Annotated in this window: 11 protein-coding genes and 2 riboswitches; of the genes, 6 read left to right on the top strand and 5 right to left on the bottom strand. The window is 68.4% G+C overall.

All coding sequences use genetic code 11. The features are described from left to right. Positions 1-170: 170 nt before the first annotated feature. The gene (locus tag H4O13_04770; protein ID MBE5314699.1) at positions 171-728 is read right to left on the bottom strand and encodes a methylamine utilization protein; all 558 of its coding nucleotides are present in this window, start codon (positions 726-728) and stop codon (positions 171-173) included. 438 nt (positions 729-1,166) lie between these two features. Then, a complete protein-coding gene (gene gcvP / locus H4O13_04765; protein MBE5314698.1) occupies positions 1,167-4,046 on the bottom strand; it encodes an aminomethyl-transferring glycine dehydrogenase in 2,880 nt (959 codons plus the stop codon). A 169-nt stretch (positions 4,047-4,215) separates the two neighbouring features. Continuing rightward, positions 4,216-4,311, bottom strand: a riboswitch (glycine riboswitch). Positions 4,312-4,346: 35 nt separating this feature from the next. After that, positions 4,347-4,444, bottom strand: a riboswitch (glycine riboswitch). Positions 4,445-4,528: 84 nt separating this feature from the next. On the opposite strand from gcvP, the gene H4O13_04760 reads away from it, so the two are divergent. Continuing rightward, positions 4,529-5,713 carry an endonuclease/exonuclease/phosphatase family protein gene (locus H4O13_04760; GenBank protein ID MBE5314697.1) on the top strand — a complete coding sequence of 395 codons (1,185 nt, stop codon included), beginning with the start codon at positions 4,529-4,531 and terminating at the stop codon, positions 5,711-5,713. Positions 5,714-5,879: 166 nt separating this feature from the next. Here H4O13_04760 and maf read toward each other — a convergent pair whose 3' ends face one another. After that, positions 5,880-6,428 (bottom strand): septum formation inhibitor Maf, encoded by a 549-nt coding sequence (maf, locus tag H4O13_04755; protein ID MBE5314696.1) that lies wholly within the window; start codon positions 6,426-6,428, stop codon positions 5,880-5,882. 5 nt (positions 6,429-6,433) lie between these two features. Further along, the gene (locus H4O13_04750) at positions 6,434-7,480 is read right to left on the bottom strand and encodes an MBL fold metallo-hydrolase (GenBank protein MBE5314695.1); all 1,047 of its coding nucleotides are present in this window, start codon (positions 7,478-7,480) and stop codon (positions 6,434-6,436) included. A gap of 112 nt (positions 7,481-7,592) precedes the next feature. Between H4O13_04750 and H4O13_04745 the strand changes: the two genes are divergently transcribed. The 4 genes from H4O13_04745 (at position 7,593) to H4O13_04730 (ending at position 14,259) form a co-directional block, all read left to right on the top strand. Further along, positions 7,593-9,692: a S9 family peptidase gene (locus H4O13_04745; GenBank protein ID MBE5314694.1), complete on the top strand. Its 2,100-nt coding sequence runs from the start codon at positions 7,593-7,595 to the stop codon at positions 9,690-9,692. Between the two features lie 62 nt (positions 9,693-9,754). Further along, a complete protein-coding gene (locus H4O13_04740; protein MBE5314693.1) occupies positions 9,755-10,717 on the top strand; it encodes an IS5 family transposase in 963 nt (320 codons plus the stop codon). 700 nt (positions 10,718-11,417) lie between these two features. After that, positions 11,418-12,881: a Na+/H+ antiporter NhaC gene (gene nhaC, locus H4O13_04735; protein ID MBE5314692.1), complete on the top strand. Its 1,464-nt coding sequence runs from the start codon at positions 11,418-11,420 to the stop codon at positions 12,879-12,881. Positions 12,882-12,888: 7 nt separating this feature from the next. Beyond that, positions 12,889-14,259, top strand: coding sequence for a sodium-dependent transporter (locus tag H4O13_04730; protein MBE5314691.1), 1,371 nt, complete (start codon positions 12,889-12,891; stop codon positions 14,257-14,259). A 53-nt stretch (positions 14,260-14,312) separates the two neighbouring features. Here the strand turns inward: H4O13_04730 and H4O13_04725 are convergent, their stop codons facing one another. Continuing rightward, complete coding sequence (locus H4O13_04725; protein ID MBE5314690.1) at positions 14,313-15,305, bottom strand: type II secretion system F family protein; 993 nt, start codon at positions 15,303-15,305, stop codon at positions 14,313-14,315. 194 nt (positions 15,306-15,499) lie between these two features. Here H4O13_04725 and H4O13_04720 point away from each other — a divergent pair, with 194 nt between their 5' ends. Further along, entirely contained in the window at positions 15,500-16,675 is a 1,176-nt protein-coding gene (locus tag H4O13_04720; GenBank protein MBE5314689.1) for a hypothetical protein, read from the top strand. The last annotated feature ends 44 nt before the right edge of the window (positions 16,676-16,719 follow it).

Genomic DNA, 16,719 nt, shown 5'->3' with positions numbered 1-16,719 from the left:
CGAAGTCCAGCATCCGCGCCGTCCGCGGCGCGGTGGTTTAGTGCTGGCGCAGGCTGGCGTAGTATCCCGGCAAGCTGCGCGCAACGGCCCGCGAAGAGCCGGAAATCCAATCACCCTCTCCAGCGACCCACCGAAAGCAGGAACAGCCGAGGCGCGAGACGGTCGATGCCTCAGCGATAGTCCGGCGACTCTAGCCAGAGTTCCGGCTTGAACGGTCGGGACGTCATCAGCACGGCCTCGGGCCACGGCGTGGGCACGTCAAGCGTCGCCTCACCGTTGGCGTCCGTGACGGCGAAGTGCTCACTGTCGACCACTCGGATGAAGCCCAGCATCCAGTCGTGAATGTTGCAGCCGACCACCACCGTGCCCGCCGTATCGAAACGGATCGAATGACCGTCCTCGCCGCGCTTCGCACGAAGGTCGAAGCGCTGCACCGGCGAAAACGAATAGACGTGATGATTGACGCGGTCACCGTTGAGAAAGCGCACGTTGCCCTCGCGACCAACGGCAAGCACCCTCAGCTCGAAACGCAGCTTGCGCTGATCCAGGGTGACGTCCGCCGGGGGCGCACTTGCGCCAAGGCCAGCCACGCTGACCACCGCCTCGGGCAGCGGCTGTCCCGAGGCATCGAGCACCTGCACCCGGACAACGTCACCCCAGCACGCGCCGGCCCCGAGCATCGCGAAGAGCCCGCCGACGAGGAGGAAGAATCCGGTGGATCGACGCATGCATCGAGACTCCACGACGGAGCGCCTGAGCAGTAAAGGAAATCCAAACAGCCGACACGGGCACGTGATCCCTGCGTTTCGAGCGGCGCGCGCCCTGCCCTGCGGCGAGTGGACTACACCCGATTCTCGCTGATCGCTGGCGCAAGACCGCACCGCGCAGCAGCGCCGGCATCGACCCCGTACGAGCGTCGGCAGCCGGGTCCGCGATCAAGGGGCCATTGCGAGTTCCGCTGCGCCTCCGCGGTCACGACAGTCTGCCCGGGGGCGGTGCCGGGAACCGGAGGTACACCTCCAAGCAAGCGCCGCACCGCAGGAAACGCCAGTGGTCGACAGGTAGAACGCCGACGTTCGGCCTGTACCAAGGCCCCGTCGGTGCTCCGAATCCAACGCGGTCTGTATCCGCGCCCCTTCGACCGGGGGCGCGGGTTGCTCAGTGCCTCAAGCCGCCTCGTCCCGATACTCCTCCGGGCTCGGGCAGGTGCACATCAGGTTGCGGTCGCCGTAGACGTTGTCGACGCGGCCGACCGGGCACCAGTATTTGTCGGTGCGGGCGACCCCGGCCGGGAACACGGCTTCCTCGCGGCTGTAGGCGCGGTTCCAGTCGGCGTCGACCAGGTCGTGCACGGTATGCGGCGCGTGGCGCAGCGGGCTCTGTTCAATGGCGAAACGACCCGCCTCGACCTCGGCGATCTCGCGGCGGATGGCGATCATGGCCTCGCAGAAGCGATCGATCTCGGCCTTCGCCTCGGACTCGGTCGGCTCGATCATCAGCGTGCCAGCCACCGGGAAGCTCATGGTCGGCGCGTGGAAGCCGTAGTCGATCAGGCGCTTGGCGATGTCGTCGACGCTGACGCCGCAGAGGTCCTTGAGCGGACGCGGATCGATGATGCACTCGTGCGCGACGCGGCCGTTGTGGTTGCGGTACAGGGTCGGGAAATGCGGCTGCAGGCGATCGGCGATGTAGTTGGCCGAGAGGATTGCGACCTCGGTGGCTTTCTTCAGGCCCTCGCCGCCCATCATCAGGATGTAGGCGTAGCTGATCGGCAGGATCGAGGAGGAACCAAACGGCGCGGCCGAGACCGGCCCCACGGGCGCCTTGCCGCCATCGAGCTCCGGATGCCCCGGCAGGAAGGGAATCAGATGCGCCTTGACGCCGATCGGCCCCATGCCCGGGCCGCCGCCGCCGTGCGGGATGCAGAAGGTCTTGTGCAGATTGAGATGGCTGACGTCGGCGCCGTAGTCACCCGGACGCGACAGCCCGACCTGCGCATTCATGTTGGCGCCGTCCAGATAGACCTGGCCGCCATGCGCATGAACAATTTCGCAGATCTCGCGGATGCGCTCTTCGAACACGCCGTGGGTGGACGGATACGTGACCATCAGCGCGGCCAGATTGGCGCTGTGCTTCTCGGCCTTGGCGCGCAAATCGTCGACGTCGACATTGCCCTCGCGATCGCACTCGACCACCACCACGTCCATGCCGACCATCTGCGCCGAGGCCGGGTTGGTGCCGTGCGCGGACGAGGGAATCAGGCAGACGGTACGGTGCGTGTCGCCGCGCGACAGGTGGTAGCCGCGGATCGCCAGCAGGCCGGCGTATTCGCCCTGGGCGCCGGAGTTCGGCTGCAGGCTGATGGCGTCGTAGCCGGTGATCTCGACCAGCCAGCGCTTCAGATCTTCGAACAGCTCGCGGTAGCCGTGCGCCTGCTCGGCCGGCGCGAACGGGTGCAGGGCGCCGAACTCGGGCCAGGTGACCGGAATCATCTCGGCGGTGGCGTTGAGCTTCATGGTGCAGCTGCCGAGCGGAATCATGGCGCGGTCCAGCGCCAGATCGCGGTCGGAAAGCTTGCGCATGTAGCGCAGGATCTCGGTCTCCGAGCGGTACTTGCTGAACACCGGGTGCTTCAGGCACGCACCGCGGCGCTGCAGGGCGTCGGGAATCGCGGAGGCCGCGTTCTCTTCGATGGCGGCATAGTTCAGGCTGCGGCCAAACACGGTCCAGACCTTCTCAACAGTCTCCGGCGTGGTGGTCTCGTCCAGCGCGATGCCGAGCCGGGTGTTGCCGATCAGGCGCAGGTTGATCTGTGCGGCCAGCGCGTGCTCGACGACGGCCGCGCGCTGGCTGCCGACGTCGACCGAGATCGCATCGAAGAAGGCCTCCTGCTCGGGCTTGAAGCCCAGACGACGCAGGCCCTCGGCCAGGGTCGCGGTGCGGCGGTGCACCTGGTGCGCGATGCGCTGCAGGCCTTCCGGGCCGTGGTAGACGGCATACATGGACGCCACCACCGCCAGCAGCACTTGGGCGGTGCAGATGTTCGAGGTCGCCTTGTCGCGACGGATGTGCTGCTCGCGGGTCTGCAGGGCCAGGCGATAGGCCGGCGCGCCGCGCGAGTCGACAGACACGCCGATCAGACGCCCCGGGATCGAACGCTTGATCGCGTCGCGCACCGCCATATAGGCGGCGTGCGGACCGCCGTAGCCCATCGGCACGCCGAAGCGCTGGGTGCTGCCGATGGCGATATCGGCACCAAGCTCGCCCGGCGGCGTCAGTAGGGTCAGCGCCAGCGGGTCGGCCGCCATCACGGCGATGGCGCCGGCGGCGTGCAGCTTCGCGATCACCGCGCGCGGGTCGCGCAGGGCGCCGTAGGTGTCGGGGTACTGCAGGATCGCACCGAAGACCGCGCTGGCGTCGAGGTCGGTTTCGGGGTTGCCGACGATCAGCTGCCAGCCCAGCGGCTCGGCGCGGGTGCGCATCACCGCGATGCTCTGCGGGTGGCAGTTCGCGTCCACGAAGAACGCCTTGGACTTCGACTTCGACACGCGCTGGGCCACGGCCATGGCCTCGGCGGCGGCGGTGGCTTCGTCCAGCAGTGAGGCGTTGGCGACGTCGAGCCCGGTCAGCTCGGTGATCAGGGTCTGGAAGTTCAGCAGGGCTTCCAGCCGGCCCTGGCTGATCTCGGGCTGGTAGGGCGTGTAGGCCGTGTACCAGGCGGGGTTCTCAAGAATATTGCGCAGGATGACCGGCGGGGTCAGCGTGCCGTGGTAGCCCTGCCCGATCAGCGAGGTGAACACCTGGTTGCGGCCAGCGATCTGCCGCAGGCGGGCCAGCGCCTCGACCTCGGACATCGCCGGCTCCATGCCGCGCAGGGGCTGCTGCTGGCGGATCGAAGCCGGCAGGGTCTCGGCCATCAGCTGCTCCAGGCTGTCGCAGCCGACCGCCTGCAGCATTTCGCGGATTTCCTGGGGCGAGGGGCCGATGTGGCGATCGGCGAATTCGCGGGCGACGTGGGGCTGACGCAGATGGGAGGTAGAGCTCATGGCGCGGGCACCTGGGGCGAGGGGCAATCGATCAGCGGCGTCGCGCGTCGCAGGCACACGGACACGCAAACGCCGCCGCGCGCTGGGCGCGAGCAATCGAGCGTGATGGGTGTGCGGATTCTGGACACGGGGCGGCGCTCGGCAACCGGACGACAACCCGTCCGGCGTGGGCGCCCCATCTGTCTGTTCGCCTGAGAGCGTTATCCCGTCGGCGGACCCGAGGCGCAATGCAGAAGGCGCCGGGTCTCTCTCCAGATGCGTGCTGCGCACGGCGCGTGCCTGCAGTCGCAGACGCGTCAGCCGGGCCACCCGGTCCTTTTGCCTGAGAGTTTCCGGGGCGGTTGCTCCTTCGGCGCCGACCGACCCGAAGGCCGGCAGGTCTCTCCCGCGTGGCGGCCGAATGCTAGCACGCGGCCGTGAGGACAGCTTCGACGCGGAAGCGACTCGGCTATCCTGCGCGTCCTCCATCGGCGGACACCCGCATGCACGCCCTGCTCAGAACCGGCGCCCTGCTGCTCGGCCTCGCCGCCACCGCCGTGGCCCCCGCGGCCGAAGAGCGCCCTGCCGTGAAGATTCGCGTCGCCACCTACAACCTCGCCCTCACGGAGGACCAGCCCGGCGCCGTGCTTGAACGCCTGCGCGGGGAGGACGCACAGGCGCGCCAGCTGGCCGCGGTGATCCAGTCGGTGCGGCCGGACATCCTGCTGCTCAACGAACTCGACCGCGACGAGGCGGGCGAGGCAGCGCGGCTGTTCCGCGAGCGCTACCTCGCTGTCGGTCAGTTCGGGCTTGAACCTCTGGACTATCCCTACGCATTCCACGCGCCGGTCAACACCGGCGAGCCGAGCGGTCTTGACCTCGACCAGAACGGCCAGCTTGGCGACCCCGGCGATGCCTGGGGCTTCGGCCGTCATCCGGGGCAGTACGGCATGCTCGTGCTGTCGCGCTTTCCGATCGACCTGGAAGCAGCGCGCACCTTCCAGAAGCTGCGCTGGGCGGATCTACCGGGCGCTCTGCAGCCGCAGTTGCCCGATGCCAAGGAACCGTGGTATCCGGCCGACATCTGGGCGCAATTGCGCCTGTCCTCGAAGTCGCACTGGGACCTGCCCATCGATACGCCGCTGGGCCGCCTGCACCTGCTCGCCGCCCACCCCACCCCGCCCGCCTTCGATGGCCCCGAAAGCCGCAACAAGGTGCGCAATCACGACGAGCTGAAGCTGTGGCGCGACTACCTCGATGGCGCCGACTGGATGGTCGATGACCAGGGCCGGCGCGGACCGCTGGCGGCGGATGCACAGTTCGTGATCGCAGGCGATCTCAACGCGGACCCGGTCGAAGGCGACAGCCTGCCGGGCGCCATCCAAGGCCTGCTCGAACACCCGCGCGTTCAGTCGGAGCCCGCGCCACGCAGCGAGGGCAGCCTGGAGGCCTCGCTCACCTTCCAACCCGGCAACGGCGCCGAGCTGGCCCAGCAGGGCGACCCCAACACCGAGACCGCGCAGTTCAGCCCCAGACGCGGGACCATGCGCGTTGACTACGTGCTGCCCTCGAAAGGCTTCAAGGTGCTGGACGCGGGCGTGTTCTGGCCGAAGCGCGGCGCACCGGGCAGTGACTGGGTGACGGCGAGCGATCACCGGCTGGTGTGGGTGGATTTGAGCCGGGAATAGGGATTGGGGATTGGGGATTGGGGATTGGGGATTCAAAGCCTGCGACGCGGAGCCTGAGGTCTGGGGCTGTCCGGCGCCCAGCCGGAGCGGCGCGAACTCGTTGATCACGTTGCCCTTGGCTCGTGCGAGCTTCGAATCCCCAATCCCCAATCCCCAATCCCCGCTCTCAAACCATCCTGGCCAACTCGTACAGCGGCAGCCCCATCACCCCGCTGTAGCTGCCGTCGATGCGGCGGATGAAGGCTGCGGCGCGGCCCTGGATGGCGTAGGCGCCGGCCTTGCCGAAGCATTCGCCGCTGTCGATGTAGGCGGCGATTCGCGCCTCGTCGAGCGTGTCGAACTCGACTTCGGTGATGCACAGGGCCTCGCGGCTGCCCTGCGCATCGGCGAGGCAGATCGCGGACACGGCCTGGTGCCGGCGGCCGGACAGGCGACGCAGCATGGCGGCGGCGTCGAGCGCATCGCGCGGCTTGCCGAACACCTCATCGTCGAGAATCACCTCGGTATCGGCCGCGAGCACGCGCGCGAAGGCCTGGTGACCCACTCGGTTCCAGCCGGCTTCGGCTTTCTCGCGGGCAACGCGCTGCACGTAGTCGAGCGCCGGCTCGCCGGGTGCCCTTTCTTCCGGAATCTCGATCTCCAGCACCACGTGGGCGATGCCGAGTTGGCCCAGCAGCTCGCGCCGGCGCGGTGACTTCGAAGCCAGATACAGCACGCCGCTCATGCGCGCGCCTCGCGATCCATCCAGACGCCCAGGCCCTGGGCGTTCAGCTCGATGTCCATGCCGAGCAGATCGATGACCTCGGCACGGCTTTGTCGACAGCCGTGGGCGGCGGCGCGGGCCGCATAGAGCTCAGCCAGATCGGCGCACATCGCTGCGTGCCGCGCCTCGCCCGCCAGTCGGGCATGCGCCCGCGCGATCGCCACCATCGCATCGATCTGCTCGAACAAGGCCTGCGCCAGCGCGGCCGGCGGCGCGACCCGACCGTAGTGGGTGAGGTACATGCCCGCGGGATCGAAGTCGAGCATGCGCGCGATCGAGGCTTTCAGCGCCTCCGGCTCGAACTGCACCGGGGTAGTAGTAGGGAGGATGAAGGCCCCGGCCGCGCTGTCCAGCTCGCGGTAGCTGAGGCCGAAGGTGTCGCCGGTGAAGAAGCTGCGGCTCCTCGCGTCCCAGATCACGATGTGGTGGCGCGCATGGCCGGGCGCATCCAGACACAGCAGCTCGCGGCCGGCAAGATCGATGCGGTGGCCGTCCTCCGCTTCCACCACACGCGTGGCATCGACCGGGAGGATTCGCCCGTAGGTGCGGGCCACTTCTTCTTCGCCATAGACCGCACTGGCGCCGGCGATCAGCTGGCTGGGGTCGATCATGTGGCGGGCGCCGCGCGGATGCACCACCAGTCTGGCCTTGGGCAGGGCCTGCATCAGCGCGCCGGCGCCGCCGGCGTGGTCGAGGTGCACGTGGGTGAGGATCAACCAGTCGACATCCGCGGGCGTGAGCCCGGCGGCGGCCACGCCCTTCAACAGCGCCGGCACCGAAGCATTGAGGCCGCAGTCCACGAACGCGCCGCGCCCCTTCTCGACGAGCAGATACGCCGCATCGAAGTTCGGGCGGTGGAAACCGGTGTCCAGCGTGTGGATGCCATGGGCCTGCTGCATGATGCTGCTCCGCGATGAGGACAGTGGAATCACTGCACGCGCGTTGCCGGGGTGCCGCCGGCTAAAGCGGAACGCGACTGGCCACGTGGCCGCGGGCCTGCCAATCCGCGTGCGGCCGGAGAATAGCGGAAGCCCCGGCGCCGGCCGACAGGACTATCCGCACGTTCGGCGCGGGGCGCGGCTGCCTACGCTAAGCGCTGCCGTAGCGGAGTCTGTGATGTCCAACGCCCCCTTGCCCTGCACGCCCGCGCCCAGCCATCCGCTGGTCGTCCTGCTCGCCCGCAGCGCCGCCGCGATCGTCGGCGGCGTCGTCGGGCTTGCGCTCGCCCTGCCCGCCTGCGCCAAGGAGCGTCCGCCCTTCCTGCCGCCGGATGTGTTCGACCTCGAATGGGCCAGCGAGCCCGAGCTGTCGCCGGATGCGCGCCAGGTGGTCTACCTGCGCAATCACTTCGACAAGCAGAACGACCGCCGCCGCAGCCACCTCTGGCTGCTCGATCTGGAGCGCAACACCCACCGCCCTCTCACCACCGGCCGCAGCGGTGACGGTGCGGCGATCTGGTCGCCGAACGGTGATCGCATCGCCTGGGTCAGCGCGCGCGAGGGCAAGTCGCAGATCTGGGTGCGCTGGATGGACACCGGCGCAACTTCGGAGATCAGCCAGCTGGAGCGCGGGCCCTCGGGCCTGTCATGGTCACCGGACGGCCGCTGGCTGGCCTTCACCATGGCGGTGCCCGCGCCGACCCAGCCGCTCGCCAAGCTGCCGCCCAAGCCCGAAGGCGCGAGCTGGGCGCCGGCCGCCAAGCTGATCGAGGACATCGGCTACCGCGCCGACGGTCGCGGCTACACCGAGCCGGCCTACACCCACGTCTTTGTGCTGCCGGCCGAGGGCGGAACGCCGCGCCAGGTCACGGAAGGCAAGGTCAACCACCGCGGCACGCCGCGCTGGCTTGACGGCGAGACGCTGCTGGTCTCGGCCAACTACGCCGAAAACGCAGCGCTCGACCCGATGGAAAGCGAGCTCTACCGCGTCGATCTCGCCACCGGCGCGGCCACGGCGCTGACCGCACGCAAGGGCCCGGACATGCAGCCGGCGCTGTCGCCGGACGGGCGCCACATCGCCTACGTCGGCTTTGACGACAAGCGCCGCGGCTATACGCAGACGGGGCTCTACCTGCTGGAGCTCAGCAGCGGCGAGAGTCGTCGACTGGCGGCCGATCTCGACCACGCAATCAGCGACCCGAGTTGGGATGGCCGTGACCGCATCGTCTTCAGCTACGACCGCCAGGGCGAAACCTACATCGCCCGCATCGACCCGCGCAGCGAGCGCATGGAAGTGCTGGCGCGCGACCTTGGCGGCACGGCCATGGGCCGACCCTATCCGGGCGGCAGTTTCTCGGCGGCCGGTGAGCGCATCGCCTACACGCTGGGCACGGCGCTCGCGCCCGCCGAGGTCGGCCTGATCGAGCGCAGTCGCGCGCGCACCCTGACAGAACTCAACGCCGACCTGCTGCCGCAGCGCGAGCTGGCGCAGATCGAGGAGATCTGGACGAAATCCAGCCACGACGGCCTCGACATCCAGAGCTGGGTCGCTCTGCCGCCGGGCTTCGACCCCTCGAAGAAGTACCCGCTGCTGCTGGAGATCCACGGCGGCCCCTACGCCAACTACGGGCCGCGCTTCGCGCCGGAGATCCAGCTCTATGCCAGCGCCGGTTACGTGGTGCTGTACTCCAACCCGCGCGGCAGCACGAGCTACGGCCAAGCGTTCGCCGACCACATCCACCACAACTACCCGAGCCAGGACTACGACGATCTGATCAGCGCGGTGGACGCCGTGATCGCCCGCGGCTACGTCGATCCGAATCAGCTCTACGTCACCGGCGGCTCGGGTGGCGGCGTGCTCACCGCCTGGATCATCGGCAAGACCGACCGCTTCCGCGCCGCGGTGGTCGCCAAGCCGGTGATCAACTGGGCGAGCTTCGTGCTCACCGCGGACTTCTATCCGCTGTTCTCGCAGTACTGGTTCCCGTCGATGCCGTGGGAAGACCCGATGCACTACTGGAAGCGCTCGCCGCTGTCGCTGGTCGGCAACGTCAAGACGCCAACGATGCTGGTCACCGGCGAGGACGACTACCGCACGCCGATCTCCGAGACCGAACAGTACTACCAGGCGCTCAAGCTGCGCGGCGTGCCGGCGGCCATGCTGCGCATTCCGGGTGCAGGCCACGGCATCAACGCGCGGCCCAGCCAGATGCTGGCGCAGGTGTTGAATACGCTGGGGTGGTTTGAGAGGTATCGGGGGGAGGAGAAGCGGGATTAGGGAAGCTCTGATTTACCGCCGTAGCCAGCTACCATTCCGCATCGCCACAGATTGTTCGTCCGATGAAGCAGACGACCTTTGACTCCCTTGCCTACACCGCGAAGAAGAAGCAGACGCGGCGTGAGCGATTCCTGTCCGAGATGGAGCAGGTGGTGCCGTGGCAGCCGCTGCTGGCGCTGATCGCCGAACACTACCCGAAGAGTGGCAAGGCAGGCCGGCCGCCGATGTCGCCGGAGGCCATGCTGCGAATTCACTTCCTGCAGCAGTGGTACGCGCTGAGCGATCCCGCGATGGAGGATGCGCTGTACGAGATCGAGTCGATGAGGCGCTTTGCCGGACTCCAACTCAACGTCGATCCGATCCCGGACGAGACCACCATCCTGAAGTTCCGGCGCTTTCTTGAGAAGCATGCGCTGGCGCCGAAGATCCTGCAGACGGTGAACGCGCATCTGGCCGCGCGCGGCATGCAGATGCGCGCCGGCACGCTCGTGGACGCCACGATCATCCACGCGCCGAGTTCGACCAAGAACAGCAGCGGCACGCGTGATCCGGAGATGCACCAGACGAAGAAGGGCAAGCAGTGGTTCTTCGGCATGAAGGCCCACATCGGCGTGGACTCCGAGTCCGGCCTGGTGCGGGTGGTGGTGGCAACGCCCGCCAACACTGCAGACGTCACCCAGATCGGAGCGCTGCTGACGGGCGAGGAGAAAACCGTGCATGCCGACGCCGGTTACACCGGCGCCGAGAAGTACGTGGAGGGCAAGGCCATGCTGCACGTCGCCGCCAAGCGCGGCACGCTCAAGCGCATGGTCGAGGGCGCGCTCAAGGATGCGACGCAGAAGCTTGAAAAGCTGAAGGCGCAGATGCGGGCGCGCGTCGAACACCCGTTCCGGGTGGTGAAGTGCCAGTTCGGATTCACCAAGGTGCGGTACCGTGGCCTGGCCAAGAACGCTACCCAGCTGCAGGTGCTGTTTGCGCTGGCGAACCTGAGTCTGGCGCGCCGCCGATTGGCGGCGGCAGGATGAGTCCGCCTGCGGCTCGGGGATTTCGCCCCGAGTCGCAAGAAATCGGGGGTTCGACGGGTGCAACCCGATCAGCTTCAAACGATCAAGGCAGCGACGCGGGATCCAAAACAGCTTCGAATCGATCGATAGCGGCGTGGCGGCTTAGTTCAGAGGTTCCTTAGGGATTGGGGATTGGGGATTGGGGATTGGGGATTGGGGATTGGGGATTGGAGATTGGGGCTGCAAGGTTCGAAAGACCGCTAAAGCGCAAAACTTCGCGGAAGGACCGGACCCGAGCGACCTGCTGTTGAGCCCCTCTCCCACTGGGAGAGGGGTTGGGGAGAGGGCTGGGTGTCCTCACCATGCATGTTCGCGGGCAGGGCGACGTTGCCGCTCCTGCGCAGTTGAGTCCCACGCTCCGACCGGACCCTCTCCCCAACCCCTCTCCCAGTGGGAGAGGGGCTCAATCCGAAGCTTCGACTTGGGTTCCCGCGAAGCTGTACAGGTCGCGACAACGCGCTCTTGCGAATCCCGAATCCCGAATCCCCAATCCCCAATCCCGAATCCCGGCCGCCCAGCGCCCCGCTGCTACACTCCGCCGCCTCACGGGGGTGGGGTTGGCGGGTTCGATAGGGCGAAGCAAGACTCATGCGAACCCAGAGGGCGCCCGCAGCGTGATGCTTCGCGACGCCGCCGATTCAACACCACAACGGGGATGAGAATGTCCGACACCGCCAGCGCGCCGCGGCGCGATCCGAGCCTGCTGCAGGCGCTGCTGCCCTTGGTCTTTCTGATCGCGGGCCTTGCCAGCGGAGTCTCTCTCTACGGCGCGGATTCCTCCTACGGCGCGAATCAGATCACCCTGCTGCTGGCCGGTGCGATCGCCGGCCTGATCGGCATCTACAACGGCCTCCGTTGGGATGACATCCAAGCGGCGATTACCCGCGGCATCGCACTGGCCACACCGGCGCTGCTGATACTGCTCGCGGTCGGTGCGCTGATCGGCACCTGGATCCTCTCGGGCACGGTGCCTGCACTGATCGTCTACGGCCTGCAGCTGATGGACCCGAGCTTCTTCTATCCGGCCGCCTGCCTGATCTGCGCTGTGGTCTCGATGGCCATCGGCAGCTCGTGGACCGTGGCCGGTACGCTCGGCGTGGCGCTTATGGGCGTGGCCTCCGGTCTCGACATGTCGCCGGCGATCACCGCCGGCGCGGTGATCTCGGGCTCCTACTTCGGTGACAAGCTGTCGCCGCTGTCCGACACCACCAACCTGGCGCCCGCGGCGGCCGGCGGCGAGCTGTTTGCTCACGTGCGGCACATGGCGTGGACGACGATCCCGGCCTTCGCACTGGCCATGATCGGTTTCAGCGTGATCGGCTTCGGCGCCAGCGCGAGTTCCGGTGGCGCCGACTTCGGCGACCTCGCGGGCCTCATGGGCAGCCACTTCAATCTGGGCCTGCACCTGCTGATCCCGCTGCTGGTGGTGTTTGCGCTGGCGGTGAAGCGCTTCCCGGCGTATCCGACCATCCTGATCGGCGCCCTGCTGGGCGCGGTCTTCGCCGTGCTGTTCCAGCCCGACCGCGTAGTCGCGCTGGCGGGCTCGGACACGCTCGCTCGCCCCTGGGCCCTGCTGTCCGGCGTCTGGAAAGCACTCGCCACCGGCTACAGCGCTGACACCGGCAACGAAGCGGTCAACGAGCTGATCAGCCGCGGCGGCATGTCGAGCATGCTCAACACGGTGTGGCTGATTCTCTGCGCCATGGCCTTCGGCGCGGTGATGGAAGCGGTCGGCCTGCTGGAGCGACTGGTGCGAGGCGTCCTCTCGATGGCCCGCAGTACCGGCAGCCTGATCACCGCGACGATCGCGACCGCGCTTGGCTGCAACCTCATCGCTGCCGACCAGTACATGGCGATCGTGCTGCCGGGTCGCCTGTTCAAGCCCGAGTACGAAAAGCGCGGGCTCGCGCCCGAGAACCTTTCGCGAGCGCTGGAAGACGGCGGCACGCTGACCTCGCCGCTGGTGCCCTGGAACACGTGCGGCGCCTACATGGCGGCCACGCTCGGCGTCAGCACCTTGGACTACCTGCCCTACGTGTTCTTCAACCTGATCAGCCCGGTGCTGGCGGCCATCCTGGCCTATGCCGGCTACAAGATCACCCGCCTCAGCCTTGCCAAGGCTTGATCTCCCCATGAGCGAAACGCGCTCCATCCACGGCATGTGGTCCTCACGGCTGGCCTTCGTGCTGGCTGCCTCCGGTTCCGCTGTGGGCCTCGGCAACATCTGGCGGTTTCCCTACCTTGCGTCGGACAACGGCGGCGGCGCCTTCGTGCTGCTCTACCTGGGCTGCATTTTCGCCATGGGCGTGCCGCTGCTGATCGCGGAAGTGCTAGTCGGAAGACGCGGCCGCATGAGCCCGATCAACAGCCTGCTGACGCTCGCTCCACGCGAGGGCCACGCGCGCGGCTGGGCCGGCATTGGCGTGCTCGGTCTGGTCGCCGCCCTGCTGGTGCTGAGCTTCTACAGCGTGGTGGCAGGTTGGACGCTGCACTACGCGTCGGTCTACCTCGGACAGCTGTTCGGCGGCGCCGGCATCACCGACCCCAAAGCGAGCTTCGAGGCGCTGCTCGCCGATCCCCTGACCCTGCTGCTGTGGCACAGCGTGTTCATGCTGCTGACCATCGCCGTGGTCGCGCTCGGCGTGGAGAAAGGGCTCGAACGCGCCGTGCGCTGGATGATGCCCGCGCTGTTCGTGCTGCTGCTGGGCCTGGTGGGCTATGGCATCAGCACCGGGCACTTCGGCCGCGCGCTGGCGTTCCTGTTCACGCCCGACTTTTCCAAGATCGACGGTTCGGTCCTGCTGGCAGCCTTGGGCCAGGCCTTCTTCTCGCTGAGCCTCGGCGTCTGCGGGATGATGGCCTACGGCGCCTACCTGCCTCGCGATGTGTCGATCCCGCGCGCCTCGGTCTCGATCGCGCTCACCGACACCGCCGTGGCCATCCTGGCGGGGCTCGCCATTTTCCCGGTGCTGTTCAACTTCGCGCTGGATCCCGCCGGCGGCGGCCCAGGTCTGATTTTCACCACCCTGCCGCTGGCCTTTGCCGACATGTGGGGAGGCGCGCTGTATGGCATCGCCTTCTTCGTCCTGCTTCTGCTCGCTGCTTGGACCTCATCGATCTCGCTGCTGGAATCGCCCACGGCCTTTCTGGTGGAGCGCACCCGGCTCGGTCGCCGCCGCGCGGCGATCGCGGTGGGCGTACTGGTCTGGGCGCTCGGCTTCGTCAGCCTGCTGGGCATGAACGTGTGGAGCGCCGTCCGTGTGGGCGAGCTCGATCTGATGGGCGTCATCAACTTCGTCGCTTCGGATTTGATGCTGCCGATCGGCGGCCTGTTGATCTGTGTCTACGCCGGCTGGGTGCTGCCCGGACGCAGCAGCCGCGAGGAGCTTCCCCAGCTGGGCGATGCCGCGTACAGGCTGTGGCTGTGGGCCGTGCGTTGGCTGGTGCCGCTGCTCGTGCTGGCGGTGCTGGCCGCGATGCTGCTGGCCCGGATCGGCGACTGAGATCGCGTGCAGAGGCCGCCGCCAACAGGATGGGCTTGATCAGTTCGCTTCGGTCACCCCAGATCCCGGCGCAGAAGCGCCGCAAAGCCGCCGATCAGCTGCCAGGCCAGGACGATCGCCAACAGCACGTAGACCGCGCGCGGCAGCCAGGTCGCCAGCATGTCGATGCGTGACTCCAGTGCGATCGCTTCGGCCTGGGCGTAGCGATCAAGCAGCTCAGGCAAGCGTCCGCTGCCCTCGCCGCTGGCGATCAGTCCGGGCAGCAGCGGGTCGACCGCGAAGCGCCAGCCGCCCGCCACGGCCTGCAGGCTCTGCCCGCTCTGCAGTGCCGGCAGCGAGGCCTCGAAATCGCTGCGGATGCGCTGCACGCGCAGGGTCGAGGCGGCGTGCTGCACGGCGTCCACCGCCGGCAGGCCGCAGTCGAGCAGAAGCGCGAGGTGCTCGATGAAGCGCTGCACCTGCACGCGGGCCAGCAGCGGTCCCATCACCGGAACGCCCAGTGCGACCGACTCGGCCGCCTCACGTCCGCTCCAATCTTCGGCGACCGCCTGCCGTCGAAGCAGCTCGCGCCCCAGCGCGAACACCGCAGCAGCCCCCGCAAGGCTCAGGATCACCCGCAGCAGGTAGGCCGCCACGCTCACGCTGCCGGCCACCACCGACGGCAGCGGCAGGATCAGCAGCGCCGCCAAGGCCACGAAGCCAGGCAACAGCAGCCGTGCCCGCAGGGTCTTGGCCTGCTGCGCGTGCAGCCCCGCCTGCTCGCCGAGGCGCTGAAAGGCCCGCGCCGGGCTGCCGCCTGCGCTGGTCGCCGCCACCACGGCGGCCTCCATGGGCGTGAACAAACCCGCCAGCCGGCCGGCCTTCGAAAGGCTCTGCCCCTGCTTCAGGAAACCCCGTGCGCTGTGCAGGCGCGCGGCGGCGCCAGCGCCCAGATCCAGCGATTCGAAGGCCTGCAGCGGCGCCACGCCGGCGCGTTCCAGGGTCGCCAGCTGCTGGAACATTCGCGCGCGCAGGGCGGTGCTCAGGACCCTGCCAGGGTTCTTCATGTCGGCCTCCGGGGCGATCGCGGAGCATCAGGGTAGAGTGGATCGCCGGTCGCAGGCGAACGCCTCTGCACGCCACAGGTCCCGATCTCGGCGCGGGCTGAGAGGGCGCTGCCGGCGACGAACGGAGGGCGCTAGCACGGCTCGCGGCCCAGAACTTGCTTCTGCGATCGGGACACTTCGGCTTCGGAGATCCAATGCGGCCGCTCAGCGAGTACGAGATCAGCGTCGGTCAGGTTCTGCAGGCTCGCGTGTACGACCGCGGCGGCAAGCTGCTGCTGGAAGCGGGCCACGTGGTGGGCTCCGAGACTTCGCGCTCGGCCCTGATCGCTCGCGGCTACGTGATGGATGACTCGGGATTGACTCGGGCCGCCGGCGCCGCCGCCGCCCGCCCGATCGAATCCACGCCGGTCGCCATCCGCAAGAGCAGCGCGCCCACGCCCTGGCCCGAGAAGCCGGTGGCGGGTCTGGCGCGGGTCCGCGAAGAGCTGGCGAGCATCGTCCGCAGCCTCGGGCGGCCGGACGAAGAGCTGGGCCCCGCTTTGGGCGATCAACTCAACGAACTGGGCACGCGCCTGGTGCGCTACGTCGGCCAGGACCCCGACTGCGCGCTGGCCGTGATGCAGCTCAGCAGCCGCGAGGACGGCCCGGCCTCGCGGCCGGTGCATGCGGCCATCCTCACCGACCTGCTGGCGCGCAAGCTGGATCTCGCTGAGGCCGAGCGCAACTCATTGATCGGCGCGGCCCTTACCTTCGACTGCACGCTCTCCAGGCTCGCCGATGTCTTCAACGAGCAGCGCGCCGAACTGACGGATGAACAGCGCCGGGCCATCCAGGATCACCCGGTCTGCGCCGTGCAGAGCCTGCGCGCGCTGGGCGTGGACGACCCCATCTGGATCGATGCGGTCGCCCAGCATCACGAGCGCATGGACGGGTCTGGCTACCCGCTGGGCCTGCAGGGGGACGCCATCAGCCGCGGCGCTCGCATCATCGCCCTGGTCGACATCTACTGCGCCCTGATCCGCCCGCGCGCTTACCGCGGTGCGGTCTCGGCCACCGAAGCGATGCGCGCCATTTTTCTCGAGCGCGGCAAACTGGTGGACGAGGGCCTCGCCGCCAGCATGATCCGCGAGATCGGGGTGTTTCCGCCCGGGGCCCTGGTGCGGCTGGAGAAGGGCGAAATCGGTCTCGTCTATCGCCGCGGCGAGGTGCCCGGCAAGCCGCGGGTGCGCCTGCTGCTGGATCGCATGGGCCGCCCCATCGCCGATCGCCCCGAGCACGACAGCAGCACCGCCGGCGAAGGCATTGCCGAAGCGCTGTCCGCCGAGCGCTACCAGGGCCTGCTGACCGGCCAGATCAAACTCTGGGAATAGTCGAACGCGCCTCGCCTTGCCTCTGCAGCCCCGCAGCGAGGAAC

This window comes from Lysobacterales bacterium (assembly GCA_014946745.1).
In the GTDB taxonomy this organism is placed as follows: Bacteria; Pseudomonadota; Gammaproteobacteria; order Xanthomonadales; family Xanthomonadaceae; genus Aquimonas.
The sequence above is the reverse complement of the archived record's forward strand: the minus strand, read 5'-3'. Positions and strand labels throughout refer to the sequence as shown.

Excerpts from the sequence above, each read along its gene's own strand:
- H4O13_04770 (MBE5314699.1), bottom strand. The coding sequence starts at position 728 with ATGCGTCGATCCACCGGATTCTTCCTCCTCGTCGGCGGGCTCTTCGCG.
- gcvP (MBE5314698.1), bottom strand. The coding sequence starts at position 4,046 with ATGAGCTCTACCTCCCATCTGCGTCAGCCCCACGTCGCCCGCGAATTC.
- H4O13_04760 (MBE5314697.1), top strand. The coding sequence starts at position 4,529 with ATGCACGCCCTGCTCAGAACCGGCGCCCTGCTGCTCGGCCTCGCCGCC.
- H4O13_04745 (MBE5314694.1), top strand. The coding sequence starts at position 7,593 with ATGTCCAACGCCCCCTTGCCCTGCACGCCCGCGCCCAGCCATCCGCTG.
- H4O13_04740 (MBE5314693.1), top strand. The coding sequence starts at position 9,755 with ATGAAGCAGACGACCTTTGACTCCCTTGCCTACACCGCGAAGAAGAAG.
- nhaC (MBE5314692.1), top strand. The coding sequence starts at position 11,418 with ATGTCCGACACCGCCAGCGCGCCGCGGCGCGATCCGAGCCTGCTGCAG.
- H4O13_04730 (MBE5314691.1), top strand. The coding sequence starts at position 12,889 with ATGAGCGAAACGCGCTCCATCCACGGCATGTGGTCCTCACGGCTGGCC.
- H4O13_04725 (MBE5314690.1), bottom strand. The coding sequence starts at position 15,305 with ATGAAGAACCCTGGCAGGGTCCTGAGCACCGCCCTGCGCGCGCGAATG.
- H4O13_04720 (MBE5314689.1), top strand. The coding sequence starts at position 15,500 with ATGCGGCCGCTCAGCGAGTACGAGATCAGCGTCGGTCAGGTTCTGCAG.